Origin of the sequence: Rhizobium laguerreae (genome assembly GCF_002008165.1) — a bacterium.
Taxonomy (GTDB): Bacteria; Pseudomonadota; Alphaproteobacteria; order Rhizobiales; family Rhizobiaceae; genus Rhizobium; species Rhizobium laguerreae.
This window is the reverse complement of the sequence record NZ_MRDM01000011.1, coordinates 83,614-104,240: the sequence shown is the minus strand read 5'-3', so window position 1 is coordinate 104,240 and position 20,627 is coordinate 83,614. Positions and strand designations below refer to the sequence as shown.

Here is a 20,627-nt window from a genome sequence, read left to right as displayed (position 1 = left end):
CCTAGAAGGATTGGCCGATGCCGGCGTAGATTCCATAATCTGTGCCATCTTCGTACTTGTTCAGCGGCATGGCAAAATCAAGCCGCAGCGGGCCGAAAGGCGTTGCATATCGTATTCCGGCGCCGGCGCCGGCGCGGATATCGGAAAAACCCGGAAAGGTGCTGTCCGATACGGTGCCGACATCGATGAAGGGCACGATGCCGATCGTATCGGTGATCTTGATGCGGGCCTCCAGCGAACCGGTCACATAGGAGCGGCCGCCGGTGGGGTCTCCATTGTCGTTATAGGGCGAGATTTCCTGATAGCTATATCCGCGCACGGAGCCGCCGCCGCCGGCAAAGAAGCGCTGGGTGGCGGGGATATCCCCAATGCTATCGCCGCCGATCAGGACGCCGGCTGCAACCTTGCCGGCAAGCACCACACCGTCTTCCTGGCCGAACGGCAGGTAGCCGGAGATCGAGCCCTCGAATGCCGCATAGGGCGTGGCGTTGAAAATTTCGTAGCCAGGCTTTGCCGAGAGCGTCGCGCGGTAGCCCTCCGTCGGATTGAACTTGTCGTCGCGTGCGTCGCGATCATATTGAATCGGCAACGTGAAAGTCAGATAGTCGTTCGTGCCGAAGGCGTCGTCATCGCGCTCCCAGCTGACCTCGCCGCTCGCTGAGACGGTGTCCTGATCGGTCAGTTCGTAGGAAAGGCCGAGCGAGGCGGTGACGAGCGTCGCGTTATAGGCATCCGGATTTTCGGTCTTGGCGACGATGCCGGCCTTCAGGGTGGCGGCGGGGAAGAAGGCGCCGGGCTTGGTGAAGAGAATGCCGGCGGAATAGTCGAGGCTGCCGACATCCGTCGTTTCGCCAAGCCTGGAGACCGCTCCCTCGATCCTCAGCGTTTCGGCTTCGCCAAAAAGATTGCGGTGGCCCCAATAGCCCTGGACACCGAAGCCGTCGGTGGTGGAATATTGCGCGCCGACGCCGAAGTAGCGCCTCTTGCCTTCGGAAACCTCGATCGTCATCGGCAGCGTGCCATCGGATGCCAGCGCATCGCCTTCGTGGATGGTGACACTCGAAAAGACGCCGAGGGCGCGAAGGCGCTCGCCGGCCTTCTTCAGCGTTTCCGGGGAATAGGCCTCGCCCTTGTTCAGCCGGGAATAACGCTGGATGAAAGCCGGCTTGACGGTCTTTTCGCCGGTGACGCCGACATCGCCGATCGGGGCGACGGGACCGCCCTCGGCAGCAAGGACGATATCGACGGTATCGCTGTTGTGATCGGCAACGACCTTGCGTTCGGTCAACTTCGCGAAGGGCCGGCCCTCGCTCTTCAATTGTTCGACTATTCTGTCGCCGGCCTTGATGATGGCGAGCGAGCCGGCCTCAGCGCCCGGGGCGAGATCGTAATCGGCGGGATTATGGTTTGCGGCATCGCCGCCGAACTGGACCTCCCTGACCTTGAAAACAGGGCCGGGAGCAATGTCGACGGTGACGGGGATCGGCCCTGACCGGTCGAATGTCGGATTGGGTGGCAGGTCGTCGATATTCTTGCCGTCGATGGTGATCGTCACCAGGCCGCCATAACGGGCCTTTTCATACAGAGTGGCGATCAGCCGCTCACGGTCGTCGCGCGCCTTGACGACGATGCCGAGATCGCCGGAAACCGGCAGCTTCTGGTCGCTGACGAGACGGGAACTGTTTTCCAGCGCTTCTTTGAGGTCGGGATCGGCGGTATCGGCTTTGAGGTCGACCTGGTAGCGCACCGGATCGGGCACCTGTTCGCCTTCGTCTTCCTCTTTGCCGAAAATGGTGATGCCGAAAAGCTTGAAGGCGTAAGCGTCGCCGATCAGGACCGGTGAGAACGCAGCTGCCGCTGCGACCACCATCATGGTGCCTGTTCGCCGATACGCAGTACCTGTTTTCGGACCTGTCCCTCTAATCCGCATCCGCCGCTTTTGGTTACGCCTACTATGAAGCTTCGTTGCCCAGCCGTGAACAGCTTAGCGACAAAATCGCGCGGGGTGTACCATTTTAAATTGCCAACGCACTAATTTAGCACAAAAAATCCCGGAACTGTGTCCGGGATTTCCTGAATCTGCCGGTTCCTGAACGTTCTCAGCGCGGGCAGGTATCGATGTAGCGGCGGCCGTAACGATCGCGATAGTAGCACTGGCCGGGCTGTTCGGCGACGCTGCCGATGAGGGCGCCGGACACGCCGCCGACAGCGGCGCCGACTGCCGCGCCACGGACGTTGCCGGTGACTGCGCCGCCGATGACGGCACCTGATGCAGCGCCGATGCCGGCGCCCTGCTGCGTCGGTGTGCAGCTTGCGATCGACAGGCCGATCAATGCGAGTATGACAACTTTCTTCATTTTTTCTCTCCGAGGTTGTTGCCCAACGGGCAAAGGCCGTCCCTTTTTGTTTTTTGTCAGGCTAGACCGAAAACTATGTCGGAAGAAAGGGTTGTCCACCGCTGCGCTGATTTTTTTCGATACAGGATGTTGTCGCCAGCTTCGCGGTTTCGCGAATTTCCATTATGCTTGCCACATCAATTTCGTTGATCGCGGCTCGCATATTCTTTATCTGGAATCATTCAAAACTCTGCGCATTTTGCCGCAGTTGATGTTAAAGCAAAGTGCAAGGGTTGACGCGCGGACGTCCGGTCATCAAGAACATCCGCGCGATACTGGAGCATATGATGGATTTCGAAGCGTTTTTCAAAAACGAGCTGGACGGGCTTCATACCGAGGGCCGTTACCGCGTTTTTGCCGATCTCGAGCGTCACCGCGGCAATTTTCCCCGCGCGACGCGTTACACCGCGGATGGCCAAAAGGAAGTCACGGTCTGGTGCTCCAACGACTATCTCGGCATGGGCCAGCATCCGAAGGTGATCGAGGCGATGAAGAACGCCATCGACCACTGTGGCGCGGGTGCGGGAGGCACCCGGAATATTTCTGGTACCAACCACCATCACGTCATGCTCGAGCGTGAACTTGCCGATCTGCACGGCAAGGAAGCAGCCTTGATCTTCACGTCGGGCTATATTTCCAACTGGGCAGCACTTGGCACGCTCGGCGCCAAGATCCCCGGCCTGATCATCTTCTCCGACGCGCTGAACCATGCCTCGATGATCGAGGGCATCCGTTATGCCAAGTGCGACAAGGTGATCTGGAAGCACAATGACGTGGCCGATCTCGAAGCCAAGCTCAAGGCCGCCGATCCGAAGGCGCCGAAGCTGATCGCCTTCGAGAGCGTCTATTCGATGGACGGCGATATCGCCCCGATCAAGGAGATCTGCGACCTCGCCGACAAATATGGCGCGATGACCTATCTCGACGAAGTGCATGGCGTCGGCATGTACGGCCCGCGCGGCGGCGGCATCGCCGAGCGCGAAGGGCTGATGGACCGGCTGACCGTGATCGAGGGCACGCTCGGCAAGGCTTTCGGGGTGATGGGCGGCTATATCGCCGCTTCGACGGCGCTTTGCGATTTCATCCGCTCGTTTGCCTCCGGCTTCATCTTCACCACGGCGCTGCCGCCGGCACTTGCTGCCGGCGCGGTTGCCTCGATCCAGCACCTGAAGGTCAGCCAGTTCGAGCGCGCCCGCCATCAGGACCGTGTCCGCAAGCTGAGAGCACTGCTCGACCAGCGTGGCATTCCGCATATGCCCAATCCGAGCCATATCGTGCCGGTGCTGGTCGGCGATGCGGCCAAGTGCAAGTGGATCTCCGATCTGCTGCTCGACAATTGCGGCGTCTACGTTCAGCCGATCAACTATCCGACAGTGCCGAAGAAGACGGAGCGCCTGCGCATCACGCCGACGCCGCTGCATTCCGACGCCGATATCGCCCATCTGGTCGAGGCGCTGCATTCGCTCTGGTCGCGTTGCGCGCTCGCAAGACACGTCGCCTGATTTTTCGATGATCGCTCGGTTCGAACCGTAATTCAGGGCCTCCACTGGAGGCTCTGACAGCGATCGGTCTTGCTCCCGCAAGACGCCGCAGCAGACCTCCCTTGCCCGTCCAAGATCATCCGCTCCACGCTTGGTCTCAACACCGATGACACATCGCAATCGGCCTGACCGATGCGCATCGATCTTTCCCCGCGCTTGCCCCTCCCGCAAACTGCGTTGACGATCCGAGCCTTGGGGTCGCGTGAGAAAACCTTTTCTCACTTGACATAGAGATTGGTAAAAGCTTTTCTCAGATCACTTCAGAAGGAGGACGTTCTGAACATATCGGGAGGAAAAAGAGGCAGGATCACCATCCACGAGGTGGCGGCGGCTGCCGCGGTGAGCATCTCGACGGCGTCGAAGGCTCTCAATGATACGGGTCGGATGGGGTCGGAAACGCGCGAACGGGTGAAACGGATAGCCGCCGAGATCGGATACCGGCCGAACGCGCTGGCGAGAGGTCTTCTCAGCAAGCGCAGCTTCACCATCGGGCTGCTGACGAACGACACTTACGGCCGTTTCACGCTGCCTGTCATGGCGGGTATCTCGGACGCACTCGTCGATCACGGCGTTTCGGTCTTCCTGTGCGCCATCGAAGACGATCCGGCGCTCGCCCAGATCCACGTCGACGCGATGCTGGACAAACAGGTCGACGGCATTATCGCGACGGGAAAACGCCTGGATCGGCGCCTGCCTGTCGATCTGTCGAATTTGCATGTGCCTGTCGTCTACGCATTCACGGAGGGGACGCAGAACAGCGTCACCTTCCGGTCGGACGACGAACAGGGTGCGCGGCTGGCGGTGGAATGGCTCGTGAAGATCGGACGGCGGCGGATTGCGCACATCACCGGGCCGCAGGAGTTCTTCTCGGTGCGGGAGCGTGCCGGCGCCTATCACGAGGTGGGAGGTCACCGCGAGCCGGTGCTCTACGGCGTCTGGGCGGAAAGCTGGGGGCATGAGGCGGTCGAGCAGCTTTGGAAGAGACCGGGAGAAAAACCGGATGCGCTCTTCTGCGGCAATGACCAGATCGCCCGCGGTGCGGTGGATGCGTTGCGCGAGCGCGGTGTCAAGGTGCCGCAGGACGTCTCGGTCATCGGCTTCGACAATTGGGAGATTGTCGCGGCCCAGACGCGGCCGCCGCTGACGACGGTGGACATGGAACTGAAGGAGCTCGGGCGGCAAGCCGGATTGACGGTGCTTGCGCTTGCGGAAGGACGGCCTGTCGAACCGGGAGTGAGGAAATTGCCGTGCCGGCTGATCGTCCGGCAGTCATGCGGGGGTAAAGTCCCCAAGGAATGAGACCAAGAGAATGAGCAAAGGCGCGAGGAGATGCGCCATATCGGGAGGAGTGTCATGATCAAGCGTCTATTGGCGGCGACCAGCATCGCTACCTTATGTCTGGTGTCGGCCGCGTCGGCTGCCGAAAATGTCGAAATGTGGGTGCGCACGGGGATCGGCGACGCCTTCAAGAAGGTCGTCGAAGCCTATAATTCCGGTCACGAGAACAAGGTCGTGATGACCGAAGTGCCGTTCTCCGAGCTCGTGCAGAAATATGCGACTGCAATCGCCGGCGGACAGGCGCCGGACGCGCTGTCGATGGATCTGATCTATAATCCGGCCTTTGCCGCGGCCGGTCAGCTCGAAGATCTGACGGATTGGGCAAAATCCCTGCCCTATTTCAACTCGCTTTCGCCATCGCATGTTCGCCTCGGCACCTATCAGGACCGGATCTACGGCCTGCCGCTGTCGGTCGAGACCTCCGTCTTTGCCTGGAACAAGGATCTCTACAAGAAGGCCGGTCTCGACCCGGAAAAGGCACCGGTGAATTGGGACGAAATTACCGCCAATGCCGAGAAGATCCGGGCGCTGAGTGAGGACACCTACGGCTTCTATTTCTCCGGCGGCGGCTGCGGCGGCTGCATGATCTTCACATTCACGCCACTTGTCTGGGGTGCGGGTGCCGATATCCTGTCGGCCGACAGCAAGACGGCGACGCTCGATACGCCGCAGATGCGCAAGGCCGTCGATATCTACCGCAACATGGTCAAGAAGGACCTCGTGCCGGCGGGAGCCGCCAGCGACAACGGCGCGAACTTCCTGACCTTCACCAACGGCAAGATCGGCCAGCAGAGCCTTGGCGCCTTTGCCATCGGCACGCTGGTGACCGAGCATCCCGATATCAACTTTGGCGTGACCCTCATTCCTGGCGTCGACGGGAAGCCTTCGTCCTTTGCCGGCGGCGACAACTTCGTCATCACCAAGGGCACGAAGAAGATCGACGCGGTGAAGGAGTTCCTCGAATATGTGTATTCGATGGACGGCCAGAAGATCATGGCGAAGTATGGCAGCCTGCCAACGCGCGGCGATATCGCCGACAAGGTGCTTGAGGGCCTCGATCCACGCATGCAGGTCGGCCTGAAGGCAATCGGTGTGGCCAAGACCCCCTATACGTTGCAGTTCAACGACCTGATCAACAGCGCCAACGGGCCATGGGCCAGCTTCACCAACGCCGCGATCTTCGGCGACGACGTCGACGGCGCGTTTTCGAGTGCGCAATCGGAAATGCAATCGATCATCGATAGCGGCCAGTAAACTCTCCCTCGGCCGCGGCCGGGGAGCGGTGGCAGCTTCCCGGCCAATTTCACTCGACAGATACGGAGCGTTTTGATGACCGGTTCCGGTTCAGAGATTCTATTGCCTCGACGCAGGCGACGGCGCAGATCGAACTGGCGCGGCCTCGTCTACATCGCGCCGGCCATGGCGCTGGTAATCGTCTTCTTCATCATGCCGGTTCTCTTCACCGGATGGATGAGCCTGCATAACTGGCCGCTGATGGGGGCGTCACGCTGGATCGGTTTCAACAATTATTTTCGCATGGCCAACGACACCCGTTTCATGACGGCGCTGAATTTCACGGCCTATTATACCGTAATCGTCACCATCGCGATCTTCGCGATCGCCTTTCCGCTGGCGATCTTCGTCGAAAAGGAACGGCAGTTCGTCGGCGCCTACCGCACGATCATCTTCCTGCCCGTCGTGGTCGGCCTTGCCACAGCCTCGCTGCTCTGGGTCTGGCTTGCCAATGTCGATAGCGGCTTCATCGGCCCGGCCTTGAAGGCGCTCGGCCTTGTCGAAAAGAGCCCCAATCTGCTTGCAACTTTCGACACCGCCTTTCTGACGATCGTGGTGATGGTCGTCTGGAAGATCGCCGGCTTCACCATGATCATTCTCCTGACCGGGCTTCAGGCCATTCCGTCCGAGCTGACGGAGGCCGCCCGCATCGACGGCGCCGGCCGCTGGCAGCGTTTCCGGCATCTGACGCTGCCGCTGATGCGCAAGACGATCGCGCTGGCGCTGATCGTCTCCGTCACCGGTTCGATCCTCGCCTTCGACCAGTTCTACATCATGACGTCAGGCGGACCGCAGAACAAGATGATCTCGGTGGTCTACTACATCTTCAATCAGTCCTTCGTGTCGTTCAATCTCGGCTATGGCGCAGCACTGTCGATCGTGCTTCTCGCCATCCTGGTGGCGATCAGCATCGTGCAGCTCTGGCTGCTTCGCGTCGGGGAGGAGCGCTCATGACCACGTCAAGGGAACGCCGCGCCCGCAAGGCCATTCGGACAAAGTCGGCCTATCATCTGACCGGCATCGCTATCTCGATCTTCTTTCTCGCCCCCTTCGTGATCACGCTGTTGTCGTCCTTCCGGCATGGCACGGAGGCCAGCCTGCCACCCTTGCCGCCGTGGCCGACCTCAGGCGTCAGCATCGATTCTTACGCGCTGCTCGATACGTTCGGCGCCGGCATCTGGCGGCACATGATCAATTCGCTGTTCGTTTCGGTCGCCACCGTGGTGCTGACCGTCGCCGTCAGCCTGCTCGCCGGCTACGGCTTCTCGCGCTATCGGTTCCCGATGAAGAATGCGCTTTTCGTGCTGATCATCGCGACGTTGATGATCCCGTTCCAATCGATCCTGACGCCGCTCTTCATCATCCTGGCAAAGCTCGGCCTCAACAATTCGCTGCTTGGGCTGACGCTCGTCTATGTGACGCTGCAACTGCCCTTCTCGGTGTTCATGATGCGCAACGCCTTCGACGCCGTGCCGAAGGAGATCGAAGAGGCCGCGCGCATCGATGGGGCGCGCGACCTCAGGCTCTTGGTCCGGGTTCTTCTGCCGCTGGTGCTTCCCGGTGTGGCGACGGTGGCGATCTTTGCCTTCCTCAATGCCTGGAACGAGTTTCTCGCCGCACTCGTGCTGCTCTCCAGCAATGAGAAATACACGCTGCCGGTGCTGATGACGGCGGTTCGCGCCGGACGGCTCGGCGCCATCAATTGGGGAGCGGTCCAGGCCGGTGTCGTCGTCATGACGATCCCCTGCCTGATCGTCTTCCTGCTCCTGCAACGCTACTACATGCGCGGGCTGATGGCCGGCGCGGTGAAATGATCTTAGAGAAAGTGGAACCCATGAACAAACCAAGCAATGACCGCCAGTTTCGTCCCGTCGCCGTTCCCGATGTGGAGCTCGGCGGCTTCTGGGGCAAATGGCAGGACGCTGTCTGCAATTCCACTGCCGAGACCCTGCTCGACCGCTGCGTCGAGGCCGGCATGCTCAAGGCGATCGATGTCGACCAGCCGAGCCCGGGGGTCGTCATTCCCATTCAACCATGGGGCGGGACGACGCAGATGTTCTGGGATTCCGACCTCGGCAAGTCGATCGAGACCATCGCCTATTCGCTCTATCGCCGGCCAAACCCGAAGCTCGAGGCGCGCGCCGACGAGATCATCGACATGTATGAGAAGCTGCAGGACGAGGACGGCTATCTGAACGCCTGGTTCCAGCGCGTCGAGCCGAACCGCCGCTGGACCAACCTGCGCGACCATCATGAGCTCTATTGCGCCGGCCACCTCATGGAAGCTGCGGTCGCTTATTATCAGGCGACCGGCAAACGCAAGCTGCTCGACATCATGTGCCGCTATGCCGATTACATGATCAAGATTTTCGGTCACGGCGAAGGCCAGATACCAGGCTATTGCGGCCATGAGGAAGTTGAGCTGGCGCTGGTCAAGCTCGCCCGCGTGACGGGAGAGAAGAAATATCTCGAGCTATCGAAATACTTCATCGACGAACGCGGCACCGAACCGCATTTCTTCACCGCCGAGGCAAGCCGCGATGGGCGCGATGTCTCCGAGTACCACCAGAAAACCTATGAATATGCGCAGGCGCACCAGCCGGTGCGCGCGCAGACAAAGGTGGTCGGCCACGCCGTGCGCGCCATGTACCTTTATTCGGGCATGGCCGACGTCGCCACCGAATACAAGGACGACAGCCTGACGGCAGCGCTGGAAACGCTTTGGGGCGATCTGACGACCAAGCAGATGTATATCACCGGCGGTATCGGGCCGGCGGCGTCCAACGAAGGTTTCACCGATTATTTCGATCTGCCGAATGATACCGCCTATGCGGAGACCTGCGCCTCGGTCGGCCTGGTGTTCTGGGCAAGCCGCATGCTCGGCCGCGGTCCGGATCGGCGCTATGCCGACATCATGGAGCAGGCGCTTTACAATGGCGCGTTGCCGGGGCTTTCGACCGACGGCAAGACATTCTTCTACGACAATCCGCTCGAAAGTGCCGGCAAGCACCACCGGTGGAAGTGGCACCATTGCCCCTGCTGCCCGCCGAACATCGCCCGGCTGGTGACCTCGATCGGCTCCTACATGTACGCCGTTTCCGACAACGAGATCGCCGTGCACCTCTATGGCGAAAGCACCGCGCGGCTGAAGCTGGCCAACGGCGCCGAGGTCGAACTCGAGCAGACCACCAATTATCCGTGGGACGGTGCCGTCGCCTTTACCACCAGGCTGGAAAAACCGGCGCGCTTTGCGCTGTCGCTGCGCATTCCCGACTGGGCCGAAGGCGCAACCCTCAGCGTCAATGGAGAGATGCTGGATCTCAACGCCAATATGCGGGACGGATATGCCAGAATCGATCGCGAGTGGGCCGCGGGTGATCGTGTCGCCCTCTACCTGCCGCTGGCGCTTCGGCCGCAATATGCCAACCCGAAGGTGCGCCAGGATGCCGGTCGCGTCGCATTGATGCGCGGCCCGCTGGTCTATTGTCTGGAAACCACGGACAACGGCGAAGACCTCAACGCGATCGTCCTGCCCCGCGAACTCCCGGCGGCCGAAACCGTCGTACTGAAGGATCTCAATGATGCCGTCGCCCTCGATCTCAAGGTCGAGCGCGAGGAAACATCGAACTGGGGAACAGCGCTTTACCGCAAGGCGCCGGCCGAAAGGCAGGTCGCCACCGCACGTTTCGTGCCCTATCATCTCTGGGACAACCGCGCGCCCGGAGAGATGCTCGTCTGGGTCCAGTCGGACAGATAGGTCTTTTTGGGGATGACGAACGGTATGGGTAACAAGAGCGTCGTGCTCCAGGACGTGCGAAAAAGCTATGGCAATCTGCAGGTGGTCCATGGGATCGACCTGACGATCGCGGAGGGCGAATTCGTCGTCTTCGTCGGCCCTTCCGGCTGCGGGAAATCGACGCTTCTTCGCATGATCGCTGGCCTGGAGGACGTGACCGACGGGGAGGTCGAGATCAAGGGACGTATCGTTACCGATCTCGATCCATCCGAACGGGGCATCGCCATGGTGTTTCAGTCCTACGCGCTCTATCCGCATATGAGCGTGCGCGACAATCTGGCCTTCGGCTTGAAGATGGCGCGCACGAATGCTGCGGAAATAGAGACGCGCGTCAAGGCCGCCTCCGCGATCCTGAAGATCGACCATCTTCTCGACCGGCGGCCGGGACAGCTTTCCGGTGGCCAGCGGCAGCGTGTGGCGATCGGCCGGGCGATCGTGCGCAAGCCCGATGTCTTCCTGTTCGACGAGCCGTTGTCCAATCTCGATGCGGAACTGCGCGTTTCGATGCGCATCGAGATCGCCCGCCTCCACCGCGAACTCGGCAACACGATGATCTATGTCACGCACGACCAGACGGAGGCGATGACGCTCGCCGACAAGATCGTCGTGCTGCGCGACGGCCGCGTCGAACAGGCCGGAACGCCCCGCGAAATCTACGAAAATCCCTCGAATACCTTCGTGGCGGGTTTCATCGGCTCGCCCCGGATGAACCTGCTCAATGCCCGCTGGGGTGCGGGAGGCATGGTCGAAGTCGCCGGCCGGCAGATCGAAAGCGGCCTGCCGCCGGCAGACAGGCCGGTTGGCGGCGCGGTGACGCTCGGCCTGCGGCCGGAGCATCTGAAGGTGGCCTCCGATCTATCGGGCAGCCTGACGGCCAGGGTCGATTTTTCGGAATATCTCGGAGGAACGCAATATCTCTATTGCCAGCTTGCCGATGGCCAGTCACTGACCGTCGAGCATCGGTCACCGATCAGTATTGCGGCGGGCGAGCAAGTGAGCCTGCTGTTTGAACCGTCGGATTGCCGGTTGTTCGACGAGGGTGGGAACCGGTTGCGCTAATCGCGGCAGTCACGGTCACAAGCGGACGACCACTCGGCGGCCCGTGCGAACTTCACTCAGCAATCGCTAGTGTCATGAGCTCCGCCGCCCTTTGCCGGGCTTCCCTGTCGGCGGCGAAGACATCATCCATGCCGGAAGCCGGCGGCAGGCCGGCCAGATCGTCCATGACCCTCTCGGTGACCTCGGCCATGGCAAGGAAGGACAGCCGCCCTTCGATGAAGGCTTCGAGCGCCACTTCCTTGGCGCCGTTCAGCACCGCGCCCTGAACACCGCCGCGCGTCATCGCCAGGCGCGCGAGCCGCAGCGCCGGAAACCGCACCTCATCCGGCGCCTCGAAATCCAGCCTGGAGAGCTTGGCGAAATCCAGCCGCTCGACCGGCAGGTTCGGCCGGCGCGGAAAGGACAGGGCATAACCGATGGCGGTGCGCATATCGGGCGCGCCGAGCTGCGCCAGCACCGACCCATCGGAATAGCCGACCATGGAGTGGATGATCGATTGCGGATGGAAGATGACCTCGATCTGTTCGGGCCTGAGGCCGAAAAGGTGCCGGGCTTCGATCATCTCCAGCGCCTTGTTGAACATCGAGGCACTGTCGATCGAAATCTTCAAGCCCATCGACCAGTTCGGGTGGGCGCGCGCGGTTTCCACCGTCACATCCGCCATGTCACGCAGCGAGGCGGTGCGGAAGGGGCCACCCGACGCCGTCAGGATGACCCGCTCGACGGCGTGGCGCTGGTTCTCTTCCAGCACCTGGAAAATCGCGTTGTGCTCGCTGTCGACCGGAAGCAGCCTGCCGCCGCCCGCCCGGATCGCTGCGATGAAGAGATCGCCGGCCGATACCAGGCATTCCTTGTTGGCAAGGGCGATATCGGCGCCGCGGCGGGCCGCGGCAAGCGTCGGCGCCAGGCCGGCAGTACCGACGATTGCCGCCATCACCCAGTCAGCTTCGCGGTCGGCGGCTTCCATCAGCCCGGATTTTCCCGAAGCGACCGCGATGCCGGTGCCGGAAAGTGCGCTCTTCAGTGATTCGTAATGCTGGTCGTTTGCCGTCACCGCCAGCCGCGCGCCGGATGATTTCGCCTGCCGGGCCAACAATTCGACATTGCCGCTGCCGGTCAGCACGGAGATTTCGAAGTTCTCCCGTCCGCCCAGATGATCGACGACATTGAGTGTATTCTGGCCGATCGAACCCGTCGAACCGAAGATGCTGAGGCGCCGCGGCGCGCTTTTGCCGGTCATCATGTAGAATTTCGCGAAAATTTCTCTCGTAGGCTCAGGCTCTACTAGGCTTTGGAGGGGGCGGCAAGTGTGCGGTGCAGCAGATTTCAACCCTTGAGGGGTTTACAGAGCGGCGGCCGGATGTGATCCTTATAACATTGCTGCCGGAATCGCTTCCGCCGCGGCCGGTCACGGTCGCATGGCAAGTCGGGCGCTGTGGCGTCCATCGAAGAACAGGCACTTGGTGCCGCCGGCCTTTGGGCCATACATTAAATCGAGGATGAAATCGGGATGGACGGCTTGGCCGTGATCCCTCATTGCGTTCGTCGCGAACGCTTTCATATGCGCTGCTGCGTCCACTCCGCGCCGCAGCCCTGTGACAGGTCAAAACGTTCTGAACTTCATGACGACATTCAAATTAGTATGCATCTTTTTCGCCATCCTACCCTCGCTCACAGCCGCAGCGAAGGCGGACGACCTGCTGATCTGGTCGCCAGCCAAGCTTTCGGACCGGTCCTACAAGGCGACGGTGGGTTTTCGCCTGCCGGCGGAATGGGAAACGAGCGCTGGCGCCGACATCGCGCTGGCCTCGACCAAAGGCGGAGCGCTGCTGCCCGATTCCGAACAGGCAATGCTTTGGGGCAGGATCACCAGGACGAGCGTTACCCCGGCAGGCCGGTCAGAGCGGGGTGCCAGCGTCAGCGTCGATACGCTGCGCGGCAGCGGCGCGCTAACCCTCAGCCGCTCGCGCAGCTGGATCCTGTCCGATTCGCTCGACATGCAATCGAGCCGATCCATCAGCGTGCAATATGACGCGGTCGAGGCCCGGCAGGCTTCGGTAACGGCAACGCAGGCGCTGAAGCTGATCCATCCCTGGACGGGAACCGCGCTTTCGGCAGGGACAGGCGTCAGCAATGCGAGCGGCGACTTCTCGAGCACGGTTGGGGTCAGCCAGGCCATTCTGCCGAACCTCAATCTCGATGCTTCGGTCAGCAATCCATTTTCAGGAGGTGAGGCGGGCAGCGTCAATCTCCGCTATCGCGTGCAGTGGTAGCGGTGCTGAACCAAACTCCGCCGATCAGCGTTTCCTACGAGGTTTTCACGGAGGAACGGATCATGGTTTTCAAGGAGCAGACATTTCACGGGCTCGAACCCGAGATGGAAATAGAGATCGCCAATCGTGCAGCGGTCGAGGCGGCCGTTGCCAATGCGCTGGCGATCGCCGGCGGCATCGATGCGTCGGATGTCGAGGTAACGATGGAGAACGACCAGATCGTGTTGAGCGGCACCGTCGGCACGGTCGGCGAAATCGAACGGGCAACTGCTGTTGCCAAGGCGGTCGAGGGTGTGCATGCGGTGCAGAACCGGGTTCTGCTTGGCGGATCGTCGCTCGATGGCACGCATTAACGAGATGGCTGGCCGCTCCCAGGGCCAGACCCTGCAGGACGAGGACTATTTCCACATCGTCGCCTATCAGCCGGCGCTTAGCCGATCAACCGGCGAAGCGTTCGACGAGGAAGGACGAGCCGGCCAGACGATCCGTTTTCTGCGCGGCGCCCGACCCCTGCGGCTGGTAGGCGATGGCGAGCAGCAGGACACTGACGGCGACATAGGCGATTGTCAAAAGAGTCATCTTGATACGCATGATGAATACTCCTGTTTTGCGATAAACGCGGCTGATATGGCGAAGTTCCTCATCGGCGAAATCAGAAAGAAAGGCCCGGCCGGGGAGGATCGGCGGGGCTTTTCCTGTATCGATTGCCTTATCGGCAGATCCGGGTTTCCTTGATGATCGTGTGATCGTGGCGGCGGATCTTTTCCGGTTAAATCACATAGGGTTACCGATTGTGTCGAAGGCAGAAACCTTTACGGCCGCGGATCGTTAGCGCAGGGGGATAGCCGGAGGCACCAATGGGATTGATGGGATCATGGGACTGATTGCAAGAATCATCGCCATTGTGGCCGGGCTCGCCGGCGGCACGGTGTTTTCGCAGGCGCCGGAATTCGCGCAGCAATACCGCCAGCGGATCGGCGGCGCGATCGACGAATTGCGCGTCATCGTCGAGGATTTCAACCGCCAAGCCGCCGAGCACCATCTTGATCTCCAGCAGGCGCTGAATGCTTATTCACAATCATCCGACGATTTCCTGCGCGACCGCGGCGTCTCGATGCAGAGCACGATCTCGCGTTACGAAACGCTGCTGTCGCAGCAGCTCCATCTCGGCACCGCCGCCCCCGTCGCCAAGCCTTTCGTCCTGCTGCGGAATGCCGATGACGTCGTTTTCGCCAATACCTGGCGCGACTTCGTGCCCGGCGTGCCGGTCAGCTTTGCCGGTCTCGTCTGGGGCGCGATTGGCTTTTTCGGCGGATGGATTGTGGCGGCGCTGCTGGGATTGGGTGCGCGGCGAGCGGTGAGGACGCGGCGGGTTCATCGTCAGGTGCCGTAAGCCGAGTGAACGCTTGACGCGGGGATGGGTACGGCAGCCCTCGAGGTCAAGTCGCGATCCCCGGCTTTCCAAGGCTCCTTGATCAACTGTCTTGCTGAACGTGGCTTCATTCGCCATTGCTGAGCCGCGTCTCAACCATGTTATCGCCACTCCCCAAGCTCAAGCTGATCGTCGTTTTCTGTGGAGCGAGATGTGAGTCCAGCGGAGTGTGTCTAGCGACTCGTATTTCCTCGTGGTCACCTATCCCATGATTGAAGCGCTAGGGAGCAACAGAATGTTACTATCTCGAAAGGAATTCGGTTCTGTTCCTGCGCCCTCAGATCGGCAGCTTTGGGCGATTGGCATGGTAGCCGTGTCTTGGAGCTTCTTTGAAACAAACCTTCACACGACCGCGACGGCCATTTTCGACGACGAGCCGGAGACGAGAGACAGGTTCGAGCAAGTGCGCTCGATGCAAACCAGGTTGAATGTTGTTCAGACGGGCGTTGAAGCGAAAATGATCGAGCCACATCGAGGCAGGTTTATTGCGCTCCTCAAAGAGGCTCGAGATTGTCAGCAAATGCGGGACAGGATCATCCACGGCTCATGGTCGGGCACAGGCGATGATCCGATTAATAAACCTCAGAGCGATAGCGTTTTCAATTGGCTGAAACCGCGGCACCCCTATGAGTGGAAGCTTGATTTCGGAAAGATCAAGGCGGTGGCCCTGAGGATCGATAAACTTTGTTCGAATTGGCTAGATGTGATTACCGCTGACGTGCCGCCAGCAGACTTTATTCTCTTAAATAACGCCATCAAATTAAAGCTGAAGCCGTAAATATAGAGAATCGATGAGGGAAAGCGGGAATGTTGTGTGTATTCGCCATGAGCGCAGGGAATCGCCAGCAAACGCACAGGCCCAGCTCCAACATGTCTGCGACATATAGACGACCAACCGGATGTCTAAACCATTAAAATAATGGTGATCCCGGCGCGATTCGAACGCGCGACCCCCAGATTAGGAATCTGGTGCTCTATCCTGCTGAGCTACGGGACCACTTGAGTGCCATGCATACAAAAGGCTTGGCGGGAAGCCAAGCCTTAATTGTAGCTAGAGACCGAGGCGTTGTTCGGCAAGGCGGACCCAATAGGAGATGCCGTGGGCGATGGCTTCGTCGTTGAAGTCATAGGCGGGATTGTGGAGACCAGCGCTATCGCCGTTGCCGATGAAGATGAAGGCGCCGGGGCGGGCGTTCAGCATGTAGGAGAAATCCTCGCCGCCCATCATCGGATCGATCTCAGCGTTGACGTTGGCCTCGCCGGCAATGGCGCTGGCGGTGGCGACCGCATGTTCGGTCTCGTCGGGGTGGTTGACGGTGACGGGATAGTTGCGATGGAAGCTGATTTCGGCCTCGGCGCCGTGGGCCGCAACCAGGCCCTCGATGATCTGCCGGAACCGCGTCTCGGCGAGCGTGCGCACCTCGGGGTCGAGGGTGCGGACCGTACCGGCGAAGGTCGCATCGTTCGGAATGACGTTATGGGCGAAACCGGCATTGAACTTGGTCACCGAGACGACGACCGAGCGCAACGGATCGGCGGTGCGCGAGGCGATCATCTGCAGATTGGCGATGATCTGGGCGCCGATGGCGATCGGGTCGATGGTCTTATGCGGCTGGGCGGCGTGGCCGCCGCGGCCCTTGATGGTGACGGTGAATTCATCGGTCGCCGCCATGATCGCGCCCTTGCGGGTGGCGAACTGGCCGACCGGCAGGCCCGGCAGATTGTGCATGCCGTAGACCTCTTCGATATCGAAGCGCTCCATCATGCCGTCCTTGACCATCAGATTGCCGCCGCCGCCGCCTTCTTCGGCCGGCTGGAAGATGACGGCGACATTGCCGTTGAAGTTGCGGGTCTCGGCCAGGTATTTCGCAGCACCGAGCAGCATGGCGGTGTGGCCGTCATGGCCACAGGCATGCATCTTGCCCGGCGTCTTCGAAGCCCAGGGCTTGCCGGTGATTTCGGTGAGCGGCAGGGCGTCCATGTCGGCGCGCAGGCCGACCGTGCGGCGGCCTTCGCCCTTGCCCTTGATCAGGCCGACGACACCGGTGCGGCCGATGCCGGTGACGATCTCGTCGACACCGAATTCCTTGAGTTTTTCGGCGACGAAGGCAGCCGTATTTTCCACCGCGAAGAGGAGTTCTGGCCGGGCATGGATATGGCGGCGCCATTCGGCGACCTCGTCCTGCAACTCCGCGGCTCTGTTCAAAATCGGCATATCGGCGTTCCTGTTATGAAATCTCGACAATTTTTCATCGCATCACAAGGGTGTGAGGCTCATGGAAATTACTTAGTCAATGACCTTTGCCATGTCATAGCCATATAGGCTAAATAGGGGAAGATTTCGAGATTTTCCTGATATCTGAAGGACGAACCGTGTCGACGAGCCACTTCCGTTTGTTTGCTGCCTTGCGGCCGTTTTCTTTCGTGTCAGCGGCGACTGCCGTTTTCCTGGCCTCGGTTCCGCTCGCCCAGGCCAATCCGCATATTCTCGTCGATGTGCAGACCGGCCGCGTGCTCGAGCATGAAGAAGCCTTCCGCAAATGGTATCCGGCCTCGCTCACCAAGCTGATGACCGTCTATACCGTGTTCGACGCAATCCGCGCCGGTCAGATCAGCCTCGATACGCCCGTCGTCATCAGCAAACGCGCCGCCGCGCAGCCGGCCGCCAAGATGTATTTCAAGCCGGGCCAGAAGCTGACGCTCGACAGCGCATTGAAGATCCTGCTGGTGAAGTCGGCCAACGATGTGGCGGTCGCGGTCGCCGAAGCCATCGGCGGCACGCAGGAAGGCTTCGTGACGCGGATGAACGGCGAGGCGCTGAAGCTCGGCATGACGGATTCGCACTTCGTCAATCCGAACGGCTTGCCCGGCAAGGGCCAGTATACGACGGCGCGGGACCTTGCGGTGCTGACAGTGGCGTTGCGCCGCGATTTTCCGCAATATGCCGGTTATTTCTCGCTGGAAGGTTTCACCAACGGCCAGCAGAACGTGCCGAGCCTCAACATGCTGATCGGCCGTTTCGCCGGCGCCGACGGCATGAAGACCGGCTTCATCTGCGCTTCGGGCTTCAACCAGATCGGTTCGGCGACGCGCAACGGCCGCACGCTGGTCTCCGTCGTGCTCGGCACCGACAGCCTTGCAGCCCGCGCCGATGCGACGGCGAACCTTTTGCAGAAGGGCTTCACCACGCAGCCTGCCAGCAACGACACGCTGGGTTCGCTGAGACCCTATGGGTCGGGGCAGGACCAGGTGACCGACATCAGCGCCGATATCTGCAGCGCCAAGGGCGCCAAGGTGCGCAGCGAAACGCGCGACGAAGTCGGCCGCATGAAGGTGCAGTCACCCTATATCCAGCCGATGGACCACGATCCGCAATTCGTCTTTGCCGGCCTTATTCCCGGCCAGGATCCGCAGCCGGCCGCGCAGCCGGAAAAAATGGCGCGCGGCGATACCGCGGGCGCGATCGCCAACGTGCCGGTGCCGATGCCGCGCCCGACATCCTTTTAAGCTTTTAAGGTAGATGACATGAGCGCGCTCAACGACAGGATTCCGGTCACCATCCTGACCGGCTTTCTCGGCGCCGGCAAATCGACGCTGCTCAACCGCATCCTCAAAGATCCTGTCATGAAGGATGCGGCCGTCATCATCAACGAGTTCGGCGATGTCGGCATCGATCATCTTCTGGTCGAAAGTTCCGGCGATTCGATCATCGAGCTGTCCGATGGCTGCCTCTGCTGCACCGTGCGCGGCGAGCTTGTCGATACGCTGGCGAACCTGATGGACGCCGTGCAGACGGGCCGCGTCAAGCCGGTGAAGCGCGTCGTCATCGAGACGACGGGCCTTGCCGATCCCGCGCCGGTCATGCAGGCGATCATGGGCAATCCCGTCATTGCCACGAATTTCGAGCTCGATGGCGTCGTCACCGTCGTGGACGCGGTGAATGGGCTGCAGACGCTCGACAATCACGAGGAAGCGCGCAAGCAGGCGGCGGTCGCCGACCGGCTGATCGTCTCGAAAAAGACGATGGTCGAGGCAATGGAGGGGCTGGAAAAGCAGCTGCGGGCGCTCAATCCGCGCGCTGTGATGATGGATGCCGACAGCGCCGAGGCGGGTAGTGCCGCAGTGCTGGTCAACGGGCTCTACGATCCGGCAACGAAGATCGCCGATGTCGGCCGCTGGCTGCAGGACGAGGATACCCACGAGGCGCATCACAATCACGACCACGGTCGTGATGGACATCACCATCCTGATGGCGATCGCCATGGTCACCACCATCATGATCATCATGGTCATGCGGATCAGGATCCGCACGACGTCAATCGTCACGATGCCTCGATCCGTTCCTTCTCGATCATCGAGGAGAAGCCGATCGATCCGATGGCACTCGAGATGTTCATCGATCTGCTGCGTTCGGCCCATGGCGAGAAGTTGTTGAGGATGAAGGCAATCGTTTCTCTTTCCGACCGGCCGGATCGGCCGCTGGTGCTGCATGGGGTGCAGAGCATCTTTCATCCGCCGGTGCGGCTTCCCGCCTGGCCGGGGGAAGACCGGCGGACGCGCATGGTGCTGATTACCCGGGATCTGCCGGAAGCCTTCGTGAAGGATCTCTTCGACGCCTTCCTCGGCAAGCCGCGCATCGATATGCCCGATCGTGCGGCGCTGTCGGACAATCCGCTCGCCATCCCCGGCATGCGGATTTAAACCACTGCGCGATCTTCTTCAGGTCTTGCGTTTAAGAATGCTTGACATCCACTTGGCCTGCTGGCCGCTGAGAAGGGTGCGATAGCGCTCCTGACTTGCCGCCAGATGGGCGCGCATGGTGGCGCGGGCGGCTTCCGCGTCCCCGGCGGATATCGCCTTCAAAATCGCCAGATGCTCGCGCTGCAGGCCTTCCTGATAGTCACGCGACAGCGTGCTGTCCGTACCCCAGGGCGAGGCGACGTCGCAGGGGATGGCCCGCATACCAAGCGCATCGAGAACTTCGACATAATATGAATTATTGGTGGCAGCCGCGATTTCTCGGTGGAAAGCGAAGTCGCTCTTGCCGGTTGCTTCGCCGCGCTCGAGCAGCCGGTCGAATTCGAAGAATGCTTCCTGAATCTGCGCTTCCTGAGCCGCATTGCGCCGTAGCGCCGCAAGCCCCGCGCTCTCGATTTCCAGCCCCATGCGCACCTCGATGATGTTGAGTGCATGGGAAACCTTGTTGCCGACATCGGCGCTGATCGAACCGAAGGCAATCGTCGGATGGTTTTTGACGAAGACGCCGGCGCCTTGCCGCGCCTCGACGAGGCCGTCGGCGGCAAGCGTTGCAACCGCCTCACGGACAACCGTGCGGCTGACGCCGAAGAGTTCGCCCATCCGGGTCTCGGTCGGCAGCTTTTGGCCGGGCGCGTATACTCCGGACACGACCTGAGCGCGGATGGCCGAAACGACGCCTTCGGCGAGTTTCGGCCTGCGCTCAACCCTGAAATCTACGGCTGTGTCGGTCGCCATCTCGCA

At 61.0% G+C, this 20,627-nt stretch carries 18 protein-coding genes, 1 tRNA gene and 1 pseudogene; 14 read left to right on the top strand and 6 right to left on the bottom strand.

Going from position 1 to position 20,627, the window contains the following annotated elements; genetic code table 11:
- Position 1: 1 nt before the first annotated feature.
- Positions 2 to 1,930, bottom strand: a complete 1,929-nt coding sequence (locus tag BS630_RS13045; protein WP_183594563.1) for an autotransporter assembly complex protein TamA — start codon at positions 1,928 to 1,930, stop codon at positions 2 to 4.
- A 169-nt stretch (positions 1,931 to 2,099) separates the two neighbouring features.
- Positions 2,100 to 2,357, bottom strand: a complete 258-nt coding sequence (locus BS630_RS13040; protein ID WP_077977798.1) for a YMGG-like glycine zipper-containing protein — start codon at positions 2,355 to 2,357, stop codon at positions 2,100 to 2,102.
- A gap of 326 nt (positions 2,358 to 2,683) precedes the next feature.
- Here BS630_RS13040 and hemA point away from each other — a divergent pair, with 326 nt between their 5' ends.
- The 7 genes from hemA to BS630_RS13005 all read left to right on the top strand — a co-directional run bounded on the left by hemA (position 2,684) and on the right by BS630_RS13005 (position 11,423).
- The gene (hemA, locus tag BS630_RS13035) at positions 2,684 to 3,898 is read left to right on the top strand and encodes a 5-aminolevulinate synthase (RefSeq protein ID WP_077978071.1); all 1,215 of its coding nucleotides are present in this window, start codon (positions 2,684 to 2,686) and stop codon (positions 3,896 to 3,898) included.
- Between the two features lie 360 nt (positions 3,899 to 4,258).
- On the top strand, positions 4,259 to 5,236 hold the full coding sequence (locus BS630_RS13030) for a LacI family DNA-binding transcriptional regulator (protein WP_077977797.1): 978 nt from the start codon (positions 4,259 to 4,261) through the stop codon (positions 5,234 to 5,236).
- A 54-nt stretch (positions 5,237 to 5,290) separates the two neighbouring features.
- The gene (locus BS630_RS13025; protein ID WP_077977796.1) at positions 5,291 to 6,529 is read left to right on the top strand and encodes an ABC transporter substrate-binding protein; all 1,239 of its coding nucleotides are present in this window, start codon (positions 5,291 to 5,293) and stop codon (positions 6,527 to 6,529) included.
- Between the two features lie 75 nt (positions 6,530 to 6,604).
- Positions 6,605 to 7,522: a carbohydrate ABC transporter permease gene (locus BS630_RS13020; RefSeq protein ID WP_077977795.1), complete on the top strand. Its 918-nt coding sequence runs from the start codon at positions 6,605 to 6,607 to the stop codon at positions 7,520 to 7,522.
- Positions 7,519 to 8,382, top strand: a complete 864-nt coding sequence (locus BS630_RS13015) for a carbohydrate ABC transporter permease (protein ID WP_072640387.1) — start codon at positions 7,519 to 7,521, stop codon at positions 8,380 to 8,382. Before BS630_RS13020 ends, BS630_RS13015 begins: the two co-directional genes overlap by 4 nt.
- 20 nt (positions 8,383 to 8,402) lie before the next feature.
- Positions 8,403 to 10,325 carry a glycoside hydrolase family 127 protein gene (locus BS630_RS13010; RefSeq protein WP_077977794.1) on the top strand — a complete coding sequence of 641 codons (1,923 nt, stop codon included), beginning with the start codon at positions 8,403 to 8,405 and terminating at the stop codon, positions 10,323 to 10,325.
- A 24-nt stretch (positions 10,326 to 10,349) separates the two neighbouring features.
- Entirely contained in the window at positions 10,350 to 11,423 is a 1,074-nt protein-coding gene (locus tag BS630_RS13005) for an ABC transporter ATP-binding protein (RefSeq protein WP_170268938.1), read from the top strand.
- A gap of 52 nt (positions 11,424 to 11,475) precedes the next feature.
- Here BS630_RS13005 and dxr read toward each other — a convergent pair whose 3' ends face one another.
- The gene (gene dxr, locus BS630_RS13000; RefSeq protein WP_077977792.1) at positions 11,476 to 12,666 is read right to left on the bottom strand and encodes a 1-deoxy-D-xylulose-5-phosphate reductoisomerase; all 1,191 of its coding nucleotides are present in this window, start codon (positions 12,664 to 12,666) and stop codon (positions 11,476 to 11,478) included.
- A 318-nt stretch (positions 12,667 to 12,984) separates the two neighbouring features.
- Between dxr and BS630_RS12995 the strand changes: the two are divergent.
- The 5 genes and pseudogenes from BS630_RS12995 (at position 12,985) to BS630_RS12980 (ending at position 15,906) form a co-directional block, all read left to right on the top strand.
- Positions 12,985 to 13,696 (top strand): annotated as a pseudogene (locus BS630_RS12995) (hypothetical protein).
- Positions 13,697 to 13,758: 62 nt separating this feature from the next.
- The gene (locus tag BS630_RS12990; protein ID WP_077978070.1) at positions 13,759 to 14,049 is read left to right on the top strand and encodes a BON domain-containing protein; all 291 of its coding nucleotides are present in this window, start codon (positions 13,759 to 13,761) and stop codon (positions 14,047 to 14,049) included.
- Entirely contained in the window at positions 14,036 to 14,431 is a 396-nt protein-coding gene (locus BS630_RS37650; RefSeq protein ID WP_165504248.1) for a hypothetical protein, read from the top strand. Before BS630_RS12990 ends, BS630_RS37650 begins: the two co-directional genes overlap by 14 nt.
- 139 nt (positions 14,432 to 14,570) lie before the next feature.
- Complete coding sequence (locus BS630_RS12985; protein WP_077977790.1) at positions 14,571 to 15,089, top strand: DUF2937 family protein; 519 nt, start codon at positions 14,571 to 14,573, stop codon at positions 15,087 to 15,089.
- Between the two features lie 343 nt (positions 15,090 to 15,432).
- On the top strand, positions 15,433 to 15,906 hold the full coding sequence (locus tag BS630_RS12980) for a hypothetical protein (RefSeq protein WP_077977789.1): 474 nt from the start codon (positions 15,433 to 15,435) through the stop codon (positions 15,904 to 15,906).
- Positions 15,907 to 16,048: 142 nt separating this feature from the next.
- Here the strand turns inward: BS630_RS12980 and BS630_RS12975 are convergent.
- Both BS630_RS12975 and BS630_RS12970 read right to left on the bottom strand, forming a co-directional pair.
- Positions 16,049 to 16,125: transfer RNA gene (locus tag BS630_RS12975), tRNA-Arg, on the bottom strand.
- Between the two features lie 54 nt (positions 16,126 to 16,179).
- Positions 16,180 to 17,343 (bottom strand): M20 aminoacylase family protein, encoded by a 1,164-nt coding sequence (locus tag BS630_RS12970; RefSeq protein ID WP_077977788.1) that lies wholly within the window; start codon positions 17,341 to 17,343, stop codon positions 16,180 to 16,182.
- Between the two features lie 158 nt (positions 17,344 to 17,501).
- Between BS630_RS12970 and BS630_RS12965 the strand changes: the two genes are divergently transcribed.
- Both BS630_RS12965 and BS630_RS12960 read left to right on the top strand, forming a co-directional pair.
- On the top strand, positions 17,502 to 18,635 hold the full coding sequence (locus BS630_RS12965) for a D-alanyl-D-alanine carboxypeptidase family protein (protein WP_077977787.1): 1,134 nt from the start codon (positions 17,502 to 17,504) through the stop codon (positions 18,633 to 18,635).
- Between the two features lie 18 nt (positions 18,636 to 18,653).
- Positions 18,654 to 19,829 carry a CobW family GTP-binding protein gene (locus tag BS630_RS12960; RefSeq protein WP_077977786.1) on the top strand — a complete coding sequence of 392 codons (1,176 nt, stop codon included), beginning with the start codon at positions 18,654 to 18,656 and terminating at the stop codon, positions 19,827 to 19,829.
- Between the two features lie 18 nt (positions 19,830 to 19,847).
- Here BS630_RS12960 and BS630_RS12955 read toward each other — a convergent pair whose 3' ends face one another.
- Complete coding sequence (locus BS630_RS12955; RefSeq protein ID WP_077977785.1) at positions 19,848 to 20,621, bottom strand: FadR/GntR family transcriptional regulator; 774 nt, start codon at positions 20,619 to 20,621, stop codon at positions 19,848 to 19,850.
- Positions 20,622 to 20,627: the final 6 nt, after the last annotated feature.

Coding starts and splice junctions, on each gene's coding strand:
- BS630_RS13045 (WP_183594563.1), bottom strand. CDS start 1,930: ATGCGGATTAGAGGGACAGGTCCGAAAACAGGTACTGCGTATCGGCGA.
- BS630_RS13040 (WP_077977798.1), bottom strand. CDS start 2,357: ATGAAGAAAGTTGTCATACTCGCATTGATCGGCCTGTCGATCGCAAGC.
- hemA (WP_077978071.1), top strand. CDS start 2,684: ATGGATTTCGAAGCGTTTTTCAAAAACGAGCTGGACGGGCTTCATACC.
- BS630_RS13025 (WP_077977796.1), top strand. CDS start 5,291: ATGATCAAGCGTCTATTGGCGGCGACCAGCATCGCTACCTTATGTCTG.
- BS630_RS13020 (WP_077977795.1), top strand. CDS start 6,605: ATGACCGGTTCCGGTTCAGAGATTCTATTGCCTCGACGCAGGCGACGG.
- BS630_RS13015 (WP_072640387.1), top strand. CDS start 7,519: ATGACCACGTCAAGGGAACGCCGCGCCCGCAAGGCCATTCGGACAAAG.
- BS630_RS13010 (WP_077977794.1), top strand. CDS start 8,403: ATGAACAAACCAAGCAATGACCGCCAGTTTCGTCCCGTCGCCGTTCCC.
- BS630_RS13005 (WP_170268938.1), top strand. CDS start 10,350: ATGGGTAACAAGAGCGTCGTGCTCCAGGACGTGCGAAAAAGCTATGGC.
- dxr (WP_077977792.1), bottom strand. CDS start 12,666: ATGATGACCGGCAAAAGCGCGCCGCGGCGCCTCAGCATCTTCGGTTCG.
- BS630_RS12990 (WP_077978070.1), top strand. CDS start 13,759: ATGGTTTTCAAGGAGCAGACATTTCACGGGCTCGAACCCGAGATGGAA.
- BS630_RS37650 (WP_165504248.1), top strand. CDS start 14,036: ATGGCACGCATTAACGAGATGGCTGGCCGCTCCCAGGGCCAGACCCTG.
- BS630_RS12985 (WP_077977790.1), top strand. CDS start 14,571: ATGGGACTGATTGCAAGAATCATCGCCATTGTGGCCGGGCTCGCCGGC.
- BS630_RS12980 (WP_077977789.1), top strand. CDS start 15,433: ATGGTAGCCGTGTCTTGGAGCTTCTTTGAAACAAACCTTCACACGACC.
- BS630_RS12970 (WP_077977788.1), bottom strand. CDS start 17,343: ATGCCGATTTTGAACAGAGCCGCGGAGTTGCAGGACGAGGTCGCCGAA.
- BS630_RS12960 (WP_077977786.1), top strand. CDS start 18,654: ATGAGCGCGCTCAACGACAGGATTCCGGTCACCATCCTGACCGGCTTT.
- BS630_RS12955 (WP_077977785.1), bottom strand. CDS start 20,621: ATGGCGACCGACACAGCCGTAGATTTCAGGGTTGAGCGCAGGCCGAAA.